This is a genomic window from Oceanibacterium hippocampi (assembly GCF_900172325.1).
Lineage (GTDB): Bacteria > Pseudomonadota > Alphaproteobacteria > Sneathiellales > Sneathiellaceae > Oceanibacterium > Oceanibacterium hippocampi.
This window is the reverse complement of record NZ_FWFR01000001.1, coordinates 1,605,777-1,618,878: the sequence shown is the minus strand read 5'-3', so window position 1 is coordinate 1,618,878 and position 13,102 is coordinate 1,605,777. Positions and strand designations below refer to the sequence as shown.

Here is a 13,102-nt window from a genome sequence, read left to right as displayed (position 1 = left end):
TCGAAGCTCAGGAAGCTTCGCGACCGAAGGCGACGACTTCGCCGCTCTCGACGTTGTCGTTGGCGCCGCGGTAGAAGCGACCGTCAACCGCCGCGCGGATGTCGCCGCGGGTCAGGCCGATATCGCGGAGCGAATGTTCGTCGAGATTCATCAGCTCGTTGTAAGCCGAACGCTTCTGGAGGTAGGTACGCATGCGCGTGCCGATGCCGCCGAAGGCCTTCTCGAACAGGCCCCGCATCGCTTCGGCGCGAAGCTGGCGGGCGCGGTCGAGAATGTCCAGGAATTCAACCTGGGACGGCGCGACATGTTCGCTGACCTGGGCTCGTTCCTGCATATCCTGCATCGTGTAGCTGTTCATGATCTCACTCCTTGACTTGCCGTCTTGGCTCATTTGGTCCGATACGATGTCCCTGGTTGGAAGACCGGAGTTGCCGGAAACCTCATCCGGCCCCACAATCCCCTTTCCAGGTTTCACGCGGTACAATTCGCGTTCGCTTGTCACGAGCCAGATGTTGCACCGCATCTATTAAAAAACAACCGCTTACAGGCTGATTTCGCAGGCGCAGTTGGCAACTTAGATCTGCGTTTTCTGCATAGCTCAGGAATTCGATCCGCGTCAGGCGGGTTCATTACCGCGTAAACGATGTAATCGCAGGAGAAATCATGCGCGACGCCCCCCAGGCGACCCGGGAACTGGTTGCCCGCCTTCTCGAGGCCGAGGATGCCGGCGACGGCGCCACCGACGTCGAGGCCCTGTCCGCCCTGATCGACGGCATCGCCGCCGCGCCCGAACGGCTGGGCGGCCACGACGGGCTCGCGTTGCTGCCGGCCGACGATGCGGCCATGAGCGCACGGCTTGCATCGCTGTTGCGCGAACGCGCGCAACGCTTCGAGGCGATCGTCGAGGATCCGGCGGCAAGCGCCGACCGCCTCGCCCGGCTCCGCGTCGAACTCGCCGACCGCGAGCTCGACGGTTTCCTGGTGCCGCTCTCCGACGAGTATCACGGCGAATGGGTGCCGCCCGGCGCCATGCGGCTGACTTGGCTGACCGGGTTCACCGGTTCGGCCGGGCTCGCCATCGTGCATCGCGACACGGCGGCGATTTTCGTCGACGGCCGCTACACACTGCAGGTGCGCCAGCAGGTCGACGCGGCGCTCTTCACCCCGCGCCATGTCAGCGACGAACCGCCCGAGGCGTGGATCGCCGAGACCGTCCAGGCCGGCGAGGTCATCGGCTTCGACCCGTGGCTGCATACCGAATCCGGTCTGGCCCGGATCAGGGCCGCGATCGAGAAGCGGGGGGCGACGCTCAAGGCGACCGACGGCAACCCGATCGACGCCGTCTGGACCGACCGGCCGCCGGCGCCGCTGTCGCCGGCCCGGCCGCTGCCGCTAGCCTACAGCGGACGCGAATCGGCGGACAAGCGGACCGAGGTCGCAGGCGCGCTCGACGGTGCCGATGCGGTCGTGCTGACGCTGCCGGATTCGATCGCCTGGCTGCTCAATATCCGCGGCGCCGACGTGCCGCATACGCCGCTGCCGCTTTCCTTCGCCATTCTCCACGCCGATGCGACGGCCGAGCTGTTCATCGATCCGCGCAAGGTCGACGACGAGTTGCGCCGCCATTGCGGCAACGCGGTGACCATCAGTCAGCCCGATCGCTTCGGCCCGGCCCTCGACGCGCTGGCCGGCAGGAAGGTCCGGGTCGATCCCGCGTCGACCGGCGTCTGGGTTCTCGAGCGGCTCCGCCGGGCCGGCGCCCAGCCGGTCCTTGCCGACGATCCCTGCCAGTTGCCCAAGGCCTGCAAGAACCCGACCGAGCTCGACGGCGCCCGCGCCGCCCATCGCCGCGACGGCATCGCGGTCAGCCGCTTCCTCGCCTGGCTGGCGGCGAACGGGGCCGACGGCACGATCGACGAGATGAGCGCGCAGGAGCGGCTCCGCGCCTTCCGGGCCGAGGGCGAGCTGATCCGCGACCTCTCCTTCGGGACGATCTCCGGTGCCGGGCCGAACGGCGCGATCGTGCATTACCACGCGACAAGGGCGAGCAATCGCACGCTCGAACCGGGCTCGCTCTACCTGGTCGATTCCGGCGGGCAATATCTCGACGGCACCACCGACATCACCCGGACGGTCGCCATCGGCACCCCCAGCGCCGAGATGAAGGACCGCTTCACGCGCGTGCTGAAGGGCCATATCGCGCTCGCCACCGCGCGCTTCCCGGCCGGCACCACGGGCAGCCAGCTCGACGCCCTGGCGCGCCAGCCGCTCTGGCAGGCGGGCCTCGACTACGATCACGGCACCGGGCACGGCGTCGGCAGCTATCTCGGCGTTCACGAGGGGCCGCAGCGGATCTCCAAGATCGGCAACACGGTGGCGCTCCGCCCCGGCATGATCGTCTCCAACGAGCCCGGCTACTACAAGACCGGCGCCTACGGCATCCGGATCGAGAACCTGGTGGCGGTGATCGAATGCGGCGTCCCGGAGGGCGGCGAACGCCCGCTGCTCGGCTTCGAGACACTGACGCTCGCGCCGATCGACCGCAACCTCGTCGACACCGCCCTGCTCGACGACGGCGAACGGCGCTGGCTCGACGCCTATCACGCCCGGGTCAGGGAGAACGCGGCGCCGGCCCTGTCCGGCGAGGCGCTCGCCTGGCTCGAGGCGGCGACGGCACCGCTCGGCTAGGCCCGTGTTCGAACCGGCGGCGATGGTCGCGATCGCCCTCACCTTCCTGCTTGCGGGCGGCGTCAAGGGCGTGGTGGGGCTCGGCCTGCCGACGGTCAGCCTGGCACTGCTCGCGACGGTCTTCGACCTGACGACGGCGATGGCGCTGATGATTGTGCCGTCGCTCGCCACCAACCTCTGGCAGGCCGCGACCGGCGGCAACGCGCGGGCCCTGATCCGCAGGCTCTGGCCGTTCCTGCTCGCCGCCACGGCAACGATCTGGATCGGCGCGGCAATGCTCACCCGGCTCGACGTGGGCTTGCTCACCGCCCTGCTCGGCGTTCTGCTGGTCGCCTACGCGGCGCTCGGCCTGGCCGGCGTCCGGATCACGATACGCCCCCCACGGGAGCGCTGGGCCGGGCCCGGCTTCGGCGCGGCGAACGGCCTGCTGACCGGCCTGACCGGCTCCTTCGTGGTGCCCGGCGTGATGTACCTGCAGGCGATCGGCCTGCCGCGCGACATGCTGGTCCAGGCGATGGGCATGTTGTTCGCCGCCTCGACCGCGGCGCTCGGCCTGGCGCTCGGCGGCAACCGGCTCCTCGACGGGCCGCTGGCGCTGACCTCGACGCTGGCGCTGCTGCCGGCGATCCTCGGCATGATCCTCGGACAGCGGCTGCGGCAATGGCTCTCGGAAACGGCCTTCCGACGCGTCTTCTTCGTCGCGATCCTGGCGCTCGGCCTCAATATCCTCGTCCGCGCCGGGTTCGGCTGAGCGGAGTTCAGGCGCCGTCGATCAGCGCCAGCCATTCCTCTTCCGTCATCGTCGTGACGCCGAGTTCTGTCGCCTTCTTCAGCTTCGATCCGGCACCCGGACCGGCGACCAGGATGTCGGTCTTGGCCGAGACCGAACCGGCAACCTTGGCGCCAAGGCGCTCGGCGCCGGCCTTGGCCTCGTCGCGGCTCATGGCTTCGAGCTTGCCGGTGAAGACGACGGTCTTGCCGGATACGGGAGAGCCCGCCGCCGGTGCGGCGAATTCCCCGATCTCGAGCAGGCCGACCAGGTCGGCAACGGCCGCCCGGTTATGTTCCTCGCGGAAGAAGTCGACCACCGCGCGGGCCAGGACCTCGCCGATCCCGTCGATCGCCAGCAGGTTGGCAAAGGCCTCCTCGTCGCCATCGGCGGCCGCCGTCATCGCCGTCGCGAAGGCGTCCCAGGTCTGGTAGTTGCGGGCCAGCAGCCGGGCATTGCCCTCGCCGACATGACGGATGCCGAGCGCGAAGATCAGCCGGTCGAGATCGACGCTGGCGGCGGCGCGGATCGCCTTGAACAGGTTGGTTGAGGATTGTGGACCCCAGCCGTCCCGCTCGCGCAAGCGAACCGGCTGTTCCCTGTCTTCCGCCTCGAGCCGGAAGATGTCGGCCGGCGAGGCGATCAGCCCGGCCTCGTGGAACGCCTCGACCTGCCTGGCGCCGAGGCCGTCGATGTCGAAGGCGTTGCGCGAGACGAAATGCTTCAGCCGCTCGACCAGCTGGGCCGGACAGGTCAGCCCGCCGGTGCAGCGGCGGACGACCCCTTCCTTGCCGGTATTCGGATTGATCTCGCGGACCGCGCGGGACTGACAGATCGGGCAGGTTTTCAGCGACTCGAACGGCTTCGCGTCGGCCGGGCGCTTCTCGGTCACGACCCGGACGACCTGCGGGATCACGTCGCCAGCCCGCTGGATCACGACCGTATCGCCGATCCGGATATCCTTCCGCGCGATCTCGTCCTCGTTGTGGAGCGTCGCGTTGGCGACCACCACGCCGCCGACGGTGATCGGCCGGAGCCGGGCGACCGGGGTCAGCGCGCCGGTCCGCCCGACCTGGATCTCGATATCCTCGAGCACGGTTTCCGCCTGCTCGGCCGGGAACTTGTGGGCGATCGCCCAGCGCGGGCTGCGGCTGACGAAGCCGAGGCGCTGCTGCCAGTCCAGCCGGTTCACCTTGTAGACGATCCCGTCGATGTCATAGTCCAGATCGGCACGGCCGGCGGCGAGTTCGCGATAGTAATCGAGCACCGCGTCGGCGCCGTCGCACAGGCGGGCCAGCGGATTGACGTTGAAGCCCCAGCCCTCGAGCCGCCTGAGTGCCTCCCACTGGGTTTCCCCGGGCGCCTCCGAGGCCTCGCCCCATGAATAGGCGAAGAAATGGATCCGCCGGGCCGCGGTGATCGACGGGTCGAGCTGGCGCAGCGAGCCGGCCGCGGCGTTGCGCGGGTTGGCGAAGACCTTGCCGCCCTTCGCCGCCTGATCCTCGTTCAGGCGGGCAAAGTCGCTGTGCAGCATGTAGACCTCGCCGCGGATCTCCATCACCTCGGGCGGGTTGTCGCCGGCGAGCGTCTCGGGCACGTCGCCGACCTCACGCAGGTTGCGCGTGATATCCTCGCCGACCCGGCCGTCGCCACGCGTCGCGCCGCGCACGAAGCGGCCCTTCTCGTAGCGCAGCGAGGCCGACAGCCCGTCGATCTTCGGCTCGGCGACGAGCGCAACGGGCTCGCCCTCGTCGAGCCCGAGGAACCGCCGAATCCGGGCCACGAATTCGCGGACATCGTCGTCGGCAAAGGCATTGTCGAGCGAGAGCATCGGCACGCTGTGCTCGACCTTGGCGAAGCCCGCCGCCGGCTCGATCCCGACCCGCTGGCTCGGACTGTCCGGCGAGGCGAGCTCCGGAAAGCGCGCCTCCAGCTTGAGCAGTTCCTGGCGCAGCCGGTCATACTCGGCGTCGGAGACCGTCGGCGCGTCCTCCTGGTAATAGCGCCGGTCATGGGCGGCGATCTCGGCGGCAAGCGCCGCATGGCGGTCGCGCGCCAGCATGATGGTCATACCCGACAGTCTCGACACCGCAGTTCTTCTCCTACTCGACCGAACCTTCGATGAGCTTCGCCGCCGCCGCCCGCGCCTCCGCCGTGACCTCGGCGCCGGCCAGCATGCGGGCGATCTCCTCGCGCCGGCCCGGCAGATCGAGCGGCTCGACGGCCACGCTCACCGTGCCGCTGTCGCTTTTCCGCACGACCCAGTGCGAGGCGCCGCGGGCGGCGACCTGCGGGGAATGGGTGACGACGAGAATCTGCAACTCGCGCGCCAGCCGCGCAAGCCGCTCGCCGACCGCATCCGCCGTCGCCCCGCCGACACCCCGATCGACCTCGTCGAAGATCAGGGTCGGTGCCGAACCGGCCTCGGCCAGCACGACCTTGAGCGCCAGCATCAGCCGCGAGAGTTCGCCGCCGGAAGCGATCTTGTTCAGCGCGCCCGGCTCCGCGCCGGGGTTGGTGGCGATCAGGAACTCGATCCGCTCGGCTCCCTTGGCGGTCCAGTCCGCGCTCTCCAGCGGCGTCACCTTGCAGACGAAGCGGGCATTGCCGAGCCGGAGCGGCGCCAGTTCCCGGTTGACGGCGGCTTCCAGCGCGACCGCGGCGGCGGTGCGCTTCTCGCCGAGCGTCCGGGCGCTCGCCGCGAAACGCTCGAACGCGCGATCCTGTTCCGTCTTCAGTCGGCCGATCGCGTCGCCGGCGCTGTCGAGGCTGGCCAGCCGCTCCCGCAGCCGTTCGGCCAGCGCCGGCAGGTCGTCGACCTCGCAGCGGTGCTTGCGGGCGGCGGCGCGCAGCGCGAACAGCCGGTCGTCGATCTCCTGCAGACGACCGGGTTCGGCGTTGAGGGCTTCGGCCGCGGCCTGGATGGCGAGCCCGGCCTCGTTCAGCTCCACCTCGGCGCGCTCCAGCGCGGCCAGCGCGGCGTCAAGCCGTCCGCCGGCACGGTCGGCGACCCGTTCCAGTGCCCGCGCCGCCCGGCGCAGCGCCGCCTCGGCCCCGTCGTGGCCGGCGGTCATCGCCTCGGCCTCGCTGAGCGCCTCGCCGACCTTCTCCGCCTGCATCAGGAAGGCGCGGCTCTCGGCCAGCGTTTCCGCCTCGCCCTCGACCGGCTCCAGGGCGTCGAGCTCGCCGGTCACGTGGCGCAGGTAATCCTCGTCCTCGCGGGCCCGCTCGGCCGCCGCGACAGCCTCGGCGAGGCGTCGTTCCGCCTTGCGCCAGGCCCCGTGCAACTCGCGAAGTGCCGCCGCCTCGACCGTGAGCCCGGCGAAGGCATCGAGCAGTTCCGGATGCAGCGCGGGAGACAGCAGGCCCTGCTCGGAATTCTGGCCATGGACCTCGACCAGGGCTTCGCCGACCGCGCGCAGGAGACCGATGCTCGCCGGCTGGTCGTCGATGAAGGCGCGGCTGCGGCCGTCGGCACCGACCACGCGGCGCAGCAGCAGCCGGTCGGGATCGCCGTCACGGTCGAAATCCTGGGCCGCGAGCACGGCGAAGGCCGGATGCGCCGGATCGAGCCGGAACTCGGCCGTCACGCTGCCCTGCTTCGCGCCCTGGCGGACGAGACCGCTGTCGGCGCGGGCACCGGTCGCGAGCCCGAGGCTTTCGAGCAGGATCGACTTGCCGGCGCCGGTTTCGCCGGTCAGCGCGGTCAGGCCGACCCGGAATTCCAGGTCGAGCCGTTCGATCAGGACAATGTCACGGATGGTCAGATTGACGAGCATCGCCCGTCAGCCGTCAAAAGACGTTATCCCAGGCACGAACGATCCAGGAACTCTCGTTCGCCTCGGGCCGGAGATTCTTGCCGGTCAGGAGAGCGTACGAATCGAGATACCATTCGCTGCCCGGGAAATTGAATCCGAGCACCGCTGCCGCCGCCTGCGCCTCGTCGACGACACCGAGTTCCAGATAGGCCTCGGTGAGGCGGTGCAGCGCCTCGGGCACATGCGATGTCGTCTGGTAGTTCTCGACCACCGTACGGAAGCGGTTGATCGCCGCGACATAATGGCCCTGGCGCAGGTAGTAGCGGCCGATGCGCATTTCCTTGCCCGCCAGATGATCCTGGGTCAGGTCGATCTTGAGGCGCGCGTCGCGGGCGTACTCGCTGTTGGGATAGCGGCGCACGACCTCGTCGAGCGCGTTCAGCGCGAGCTGGGTGAGCTTCTGGTCGCGCCCGACATCGGCGATCTGCTCGTAGTAGCTGATCGCGATCAGGTAATAGGCGTAGGGCGTGTCCTTGTGGCCGGGATGGAGCTGGATGAAGCGCTCGGCGGCAAGGATCGCGTCGTCGTAGCGGTTGCTCTGATAGTTGGCGAAGGCCGCCATGACCTGGGCCTTGGTCGCCCAGACCGAATAGGGATGCTGGCGCTCGACCTCGTCGAACTGCTGGGCGGCGATGACATACTCGCCGTTCTCGAGCTGGTTCATGGCCGAGTTGTAAAGCTCGTCGACCGGGCGCTCGACATATTCCTCCTCGGAGCCGGCGCAGGCTCCAAGCAGCAGGGCAAGCGCGAGCGCCGGAGCGAGGCGCCGGATGCGGCGCACGGCGCGGCCGTAACGGTTCGTTCGGATCATAGTCACCACGTTCTCCACGCGCGGACTATAGAGGATAATGGCCGTCGGGCAACTGCCTCGAACGCGCCCGGAGACGGCTCGCCATGCATCCGTATGGTTGATTTTCCAACCTATACTTTCGACGAATGTCATGGCGAATCCAACCATCCTACACTTCAATGCAATATCGGAGCGATCCGACGAAACACTGATCAAGGAAAAGCGGCGGGGTCGAACGTCCGGCGTCCCGACCAACGGACGTCGCCGGATGCATGACCCCGGCACGCGCCTTTCCGTATCCTCGGGGGAATTTGATGAACAAGCTCGCACACAACGTGGACCGCCACGTCGGGGAGCGAATCCGGAAACGCCGAATCGAGCTCGGCCTGACACAGGAGCATGTCGCCGTCGCGCTCGGCATTTCCTATCAGCAGGTACAGAAATACGAGACCGGCGCCAACCGGGTGAGCGCCGGGCGGCTGTATGAAATCGCCCACGAACTCGACGTCGACATCCACTATTTCTTCGACGACCTTGAGCCGAATCATCCGATCGCCGATCTCGAACATGGCGGGACCAGGCGCAGCACGATCGACCTGGTGCGGAACTACGGCCAGATCAGCGAGCCGGGACTGCGCACCGCGGTCAGCAGCCTGATCCGCAGTCTTGCCGAGAACGGCCCGCAGAAGTCCGTCGAATAGGCAGTCCGCGCTGGGGCGGCTGACGAGCGTCTGGAAATATCGGGCCGGAAGGGCTCAGGCGTGCGCCGGAGCCGCCGCGCGCGAACTCGGCCAGGGGGCGCCGGCGGCCAGCCGGTTGCCCTCCCCGTCGACGTAGGACCAGGCCGTTTCGTCCGCGAACAGCGCCTGCAGCAGGGCGACATTGAGGCTGTGCCCGGCAAGGTCGCCATGGAAGCGGCCGAGGATCGGCGCGCCGGCGAGGTAGAGGTCGCCGATCGCGTCGAGCGCCTTGTGGCGGACGAACTCGTTGCCGAAGCGGAGCCCGTCCTCGTTCATCACGCCGTCGTCGCCGACGACAACGGCGTTGTCGAGCGAACCGCCCTGGGCCAGTCCCATCGCCTTCATGCGCGAGACATCCTCGAACAGGCCGAAGGTGCGGGCACCCGCGAGTTCGCGCTGGAAGACCCCGTCGCTCAGTTCGAAGCGGCAGGACTGCTCGCCGATGTGCGGATTGCGGAAGCGGATGCGGAAGCCGATCTCGAACCCGTCCGCCGGCTCGACGGCGACGAAGCGTTCGCCATCCTCGACGCGGAGGGCGCGCTCGATCCGGATGTAGCGCCGCACCGCGTCCTGGCGGACGAGCCCGATGCCTTCGAGAAGCGCGACGAACGGCGCCGATGAGCCGTCCACGGCCGGCACTTCCGGGCCGTCAAGCTCGATCACGAGATTGTCGATTCCGAGGCCGGACAGGGCGGCCAGCAGATGCTCGACGGTCGCCACCTTCGCACCGCCCGGATTGCCGAGGGTGGTGCAGAGCATGGTATCGGCGACGGCGGTATAGCGCGCCTCGATCATGCAGTCATCCGTCGCCGCGCCATTCCGGCGCAGGTCGGAACGGACGAAGCGGATCCCGGAATTCTCCGGTGCCGGGCGGAAAAGAACAGAGACTTCACGGCCACAATGCAGGCCGATTCCGGAGCAAGCGACTTCGTTCTTGATGGTCTTTTGCTTGAACAACAGTTCTTGCCCCACAGACTTGTATCAAAGGTGCGACGGGCGTTGCCGGATGCAGCCCGGATCGGGATCTCGATTTCTCGCCCGGCGCTTCGCCGACGACGTCGACTTCAGGAATTCGGCCGTCGCCCAAGAATCCACGGCCATTCCATCGCCATTCACTAACGAAGCCTGCCCCCCTGATCAACTCACCTTTTGTAACGCCATATTACCAATTTGGAAAACGCAATTTCCGGCCGGGATCGGATGGCGGACTGCCGGGCCGGCGGTCAACCGCGCGCGCTAGCCCGGGGCGCGAATTCGGAAGCCGGGGCTCGCGCCCCGGCTTCCACCACTGTCAATTCGCCTGCCGACGGAGGAAGGCCGGGATGTCGAGCAGGTCTTCCTCGAACTGCTTCTGGACGATCTTGTCCCGGCCGGGCTGGACGGCCGCCTTGCGCGGCTCGCGGGCGACCGGCGCCTGGTCGAGCAGATCGTCGGCCGGGTCATGTTCCGGCGCGGCGGGCGCGGCGCGTTCGACCGGCTGGGCCAGGCGCGACATCGGGTTCGGCTTCGACGCCGCTTCCCCCTGGTCCTCCTTGTGGCCACGGGCGACGCTGGTCATCCGCTCGAAGAAGCTCGACTTCCTTTTCGGCTTCTCGGTCGGTCCGACCTCGGTCGGCCGCTCGCCGCTGCGCAGCGTCGGGCCCTGCTTCGGCTGGCTCGGGCGCGGCGCGATGAAGCTGTCCTCGCGACGGGCATTCGGCTCGACATCCCGCGACAGGGCGAGGTTGCCGATCTGAGGCGCCGGGTCGGACATCTGGCCGGAATCGCGGGCCAGCGAGGCGCGCGGCGCGGCGGCGGCTTCGCCGGCCGAGGCCATTGCCGGCTGGGCCTGGCCGAACGGGAGCTCGGCTGCCTCGACCGACGCCTGGGCCGTCACCGGCTGGGCTTCGGGGGTGCGCGGCGCGGAGGAGGCTTCGCCGGTCGGCCGTTCGATCGCCGGGCGTTCGCCCGGACGACGGAGCGGCGTCACGTTGACCGGCCGCGGCTGGCAGTTGGCCTCGCTCTCGATGCCGGTGGCGACGACCGAAACCCGCATCTTGCCTTCCATGCTCTCGTCGAAGGTCGAACCGACGATGATGTTGGCTTCTGGGTCGACTTCCGAACGGATCCGGTTCGCCGCCTCGTCGACCTCGTAGAGGGTGAGGTCGAGACCGCCGGTGATGTTGATGAGCACGCCGCGGGCGCCCTTCATCGAGACATCGTCGAGCAGCGGGTTGGAGATCGCCGCCTCGGCCGCGTCGATCGCCCGGGTCTCGCCCTCGGCCTCGCCCGTCCCCATCATCGCCTTGCCCATCTCGCTCATCACCGTGTTGACGTCGGCGAAGTCGAGATTGATCAGGCCCGGCATGACCATCAGGTCGGTGACCCCGCGAACGCCCGAGTGGAGCACGTTGTCCGCCATGCGGAAGGCATCGGCGAAGGTCGTCTTCTCGTTGGCGAGACGGAACAGGTTCTGGTTCGGAATGACAATGAGCGTGTCGACATAATGCTGCAGTTCGCGGATCCCCTCCTCGGCGAGGCGCGAGCGGTGCGATCCCTCGAACTGGAACGGCTTGGTGACCACGCCGACGGTAAGGATGCCGAGCTGGCGGGCCGCCTCGGCGACCACGGGGGCCGCGCCCGTGCCGGTCCCGCCGCCCATGCCGGCGGTGATGAAGCACATGTGACAGCCTTCGAGCTCCTGGACGATCTCCTCGATCGTCTCCTCGGCCGCCTTGCAGCCGACCTCGGGCTTGGAACCGGCGCCGAGACCCTGGGTCAGTGCCGCGCCGAGCTGGATGCGGCGGGCCGCACGGGACTGGGCGAGTGCCTGGGCGTCGGTGTTCGCGGCGACGAACTCGACCCCCTGAAGCTCGGACTCGATCATGTTGTTGATGGCGTTTCCGCCGGCTCCGCCAACCCCGAAGACAACGATCTTCGGCTTCAGCTCGGTATCAGTCGGTGCGCTCAAGTTCAGTCCCATTTCCAAACCTCCCGGTCGCTCAGGTCACAAGGGTCAATGCGGTTGCGTCTAGTGGTCATCGTCTCAGAAGTTCTGCTTCAGCCAGCGTCCCAGCCGGCCGAAGGTTCCCGTTGCGGCGCTTTCGTCGCGAAGACGGCGTGGCGTCGCGTCACGCTGTTCCATGGTTGCGTAGGACAGCAGCCCGGCACAGGCCGCGAAGGCCGGGCCGCCGGTGGCGTCGGCCAGGCCCTTGATGCGGATCGGCTTGCCGAGCCGGACCTGCTTGTCGAGCATGCGGGCGGCGAGCTCGCGCACGCCGGCAAGCTGGCTGGCGCCGCCGGTCAGCACGACCCGGCGCCCGGCCGCCTTCTCCAGGCCCGAGGTGATCAGCCGGTCGCGAACGAGTTCCAGCGTCTCCTCGATCCTCGGCTTGACGATCCCGACCAGCATCGAGCGCGGCACATGATTGGCGACGTCGTCGTCCTGCTCGCCGATCAGCGGCACGTCGACCAGTTCCTTCTCGTCCGACGGGCTCGGAATGGCGCTGCCGTAGAGCGTCTTCAGCCGCTCGGCATGGGCGGTCGTGGTCGCGAGGCCCCGGGCGATGTCGCTGGTGACATGCGTGCCGCCGATCGGGATCACGTCGGTATGGACCACGGCGCCGTCGTAGAAGATCGCGAGCGAGGTCGTGCCGCCGCCCATCTCGATCACCGTGACGCCGAGATCCATCTCGTCCTCGACCAGGCAGGCGAGGCCCGAGACGTACGGCGCGACAGCGATGTCGGCGACCTGCAGGTGGCAGCGCTCGATGCAGATCGCCAGGTTCCGGAGGGCGCCGGTCTGCGCCGTCACAACGTGCATGTTCACGCCGAGACGCTCGCCGTACATGCCGCGCGGATCGCGGATGCCGCGGCTGCCGTCGATGGTATAGCCGACCGGAAGGGCGTGGATGACCTCGCGGTCGCCCGGCTCCTGCCGCGCGCGGGCCTGGTCCATGACCCGGCGCAGGTCGCTGTCGCCGACCTCGTGCCCGGCGATCGCGACCTCGACACCGACGGTGTGCGAGACCGGCTGGCCGCCGGACAGGCTGACGACGACCTCGCGGATCGTTTCCCCGGCCATGCGCTCGGCGGCATCGACGGCCGCACGGATCGATTCCTCGGCCGCCTCCATGTCGGTGATCGCACCGGCCCTGAGGCCATGCGACACCTGATGCCCGATCCCGGTAACGCGCAACGCGCCGGCATCCTGGCGCGCGACGAAGCAGCATACCTTCGTCGTTCCGATATCAAGCGCCGCAAGCGGCCCGTTTCGACCTACAGCGACCATGTTACGGCCTTTCCCCCTGGCTGTTCG

At 68.6% G+C, this 13,102-nt stretch carries 10 protein-coding genes; 3 read left to right on the top strand and 7 right to left on the bottom strand.

Annotation, left to right across the window (positions count from 1 at the left end; genetic code table 11):
- Positions 1 to 7: 7 nt before the first annotated feature.
- Positions 8 to 358: a DUF1127 domain-containing protein gene (locus OCH7691_RS22880; RefSeq protein ID WP_217807850.1), complete on the bottom strand. Its 351-nt coding sequence runs from the start codon at positions 356 to 358 to the stop codon at positions 8 to 10.
- A gap of 305 nt (positions 359 to 663) precedes the next feature.
- Here OCH7691_RS22880 and OCH7691_RS07620 point away from each other — a divergent pair, with 305 nt between their 5' ends.
- Entirely contained in the window at positions 664 to 2,688 is a 2,025-nt protein-coding gene (locus OCH7691_RS07620; protein WP_085882743.1) for an aminopeptidase P family protein, read from the top strand.
- 4 nt (positions 2,689 to 2,692) lie between these two features.
- Entirely contained in the window at positions 2,693 to 3,439 is a 747-nt protein-coding gene (locus OCH7691_RS07615) for a sulfite exporter TauE/SafE family protein (protein WP_217807849.1), read from the top strand.
- A gap of 7 nt (positions 3,440 to 3,446) precedes the next feature.
- On the opposite strand, the gene ligA is transcribed toward OCH7691_RS07615, so the two are convergent.
- From ligA to OCH7691_RS07600, 3 genes are read right to left on the bottom strand one after another with little or no spacing between them, the layout of a single operon-like run.
- Entirely contained in the window at positions 3,447 to 5,528 is a 2,082-nt protein-coding gene (gene ligA / locus OCH7691_RS07610) for an NAD-dependent DNA ligase LigA (RefSeq protein WP_085882742.1), read from the bottom strand.
- Between the two features lie 31 nt (positions 5,529 to 5,559).
- The gene (gene recN / locus OCH7691_RS07605; protein ID WP_085882741.1) at positions 5,560 to 7,236 is read right to left on the bottom strand and encodes a DNA repair protein RecN; all 1,677 of its coding nucleotides are present in this window, start codon (positions 7,234 to 7,236) and stop codon (positions 5,560 to 5,562) included.
- A 13-nt stretch (positions 7,237 to 7,249) separates the two neighbouring features.
- Positions 7,250 to 8,086, bottom strand: a complete 837-nt coding sequence (locus OCH7691_RS07600) for an outer membrane protein assembly factor BamD (protein WP_085882740.1) — start codon at positions 8,084 to 8,086, stop codon at positions 7,250 to 7,252.
- A 293-nt stretch (positions 8,087 to 8,379) separates the two neighbouring features.
- Between OCH7691_RS07600 and OCH7691_RS07595 the strand changes: the two genes are divergently transcribed.
- Entirely contained in the window at positions 8,380 to 8,766 is a 387-nt protein-coding gene (locus OCH7691_RS07595; protein ID WP_085882739.1) for a helix-turn-helix domain-containing protein, read from the top strand.
- A 54-nt stretch (positions 8,767 to 8,820) separates the two neighbouring features.
- Here OCH7691_RS07595 and lpxC read toward each other — a convergent pair whose 3' ends face one another.
- The 3 genes from lpxC to ftsA form a co-directional block, all read right to left on the bottom strand.
- Positions 8,821 to 9,762: a UDP-3-O-acyl-N-acetylglucosamine deacetylase gene (gene lpxC, locus OCH7691_RS07590; protein ID WP_085882738.1), complete on the bottom strand. Its 942-nt coding sequence runs from the start codon at positions 9,760 to 9,762 to the stop codon at positions 8,821 to 8,823.
- A gap of 334 nt (positions 9,763 to 10,096) precedes the next feature.
- On the bottom strand, positions 10,097 to 11,767 hold the full coding sequence (ftsZ, locus tag OCH7691_RS07585) for a cell division protein FtsZ (protein ID WP_085882737.1): 1,671 nt from the start codon (positions 11,765 to 11,767) through the stop codon (positions 10,097 to 10,099).
- A 63-nt stretch (positions 11,768 to 11,830) separates the two neighbouring features.
- Positions 11,831 to 13,075: a cell division protein FtsA gene (gene ftsA / locus OCH7691_RS07580; protein ID WP_085882736.1), complete on the bottom strand. Its 1,245-nt coding sequence runs from the start codon at positions 13,073 to 13,075 to the stop codon at positions 11,831 to 11,833.
- Positions 13,076 to 13,102: the final 27 nt, after the last annotated feature.

Coding starts and splice junctions, on each gene's coding strand:
- OCH7691_RS22880 (WP_217807850.1), bottom strand. CDS start 358: ATGAACAGCTACACGATGCAGGATATGCAGGAACGAGCCCAGGTCAGC.
- OCH7691_RS07620 (WP_085882743.1), top strand. CDS start 664: ATGCGCGACGCCCCCCAGGCGACCCGGGAACTGGTTGCCCGCCTTCTC.
- ligA (WP_085882742.1), bottom strand. CDS start 5,528: ATGACCATCATGCTGGCGCGCGACCGCCATGCGGCGCTTGCCGCCGAG.
- recN (WP_085882741.1), bottom strand. CDS start 7,236: ATGCTCGTCAATCTGACCATCCGTGACATTGTCCTGATCGAACGGCTC.
- OCH7691_RS07600 (WP_085882740.1), bottom strand. CDS start 8,086: ATGATCCGAACGAACCGTTACGGCCGCGCCGTGCGCCGCATCCGGCGC.
- OCH7691_RS07595 (WP_085882739.1), top strand. CDS start 8,380: ATGAACAAGCTCGCACACAACGTGGACCGCCACGTCGGGGAGCGAATC.
- ftsZ (WP_085882737.1), bottom strand. CDS start 11,767: ATGGGACTGAACTTGAGCGCACCGACTGATACCGAGCTGAAGCCGAAG.
- ftsA (WP_085882736.1), bottom strand. CDS start 13,075: ATGGTCGCTGTAGGTCGAAACGGGCCGCTTGCGGCGCTTGATATCGGA.